Here is a 324-nt window from a genome sequence, read left to right on the forward strand (position 1 = left end):
TGCCTGCTCACCGAACAGGTCGGTCTCGGTCTCCTCGGCGAACGTGGTCTTGATGCCGCCGGCACGGAGGCCGCCGATGCCCTTGGCGTAGGACAGCGCGAGGTCCCAGGCCTTGCCCGAGGCGCCCTTCTCCACGGCGACGAGCACCGGCACGCCGCGGCCGTCGACGTACTCGCGACGGACGAGGTGGCCCGGCCCCTTCGGGGCCACCATGAACACGTCGACGCCCTCGGGCGGCGTGATGTAGCCGAACCGGATGTTGAAGCCGTGGCCGAAGACCAGGGTGTCGCCGGGGGTCAGGCCCGGGGCGATCTCCTCGGCGTA

1 pseudogene is annotated in these 324 nt (G+C 71.3%); it reads right to left on the reverse strand.

The features are described 5' to 3' along the window. Positions 1-324: pseudogene (locus tag EFL26_RS19720) on the reverse strand (ketol-acid reductoisomerase); the annotation flags it as partial.

It is taken from the genome of Nocardioides pocheonensis, from assembly GCF_003725535.1.
Classification (GTDB): Bacteria; Actinomycetota; Actinomycetes; order Propionibacteriales; family Nocardioidaceae; genus Marmoricola; species Marmoricola pocheonensis.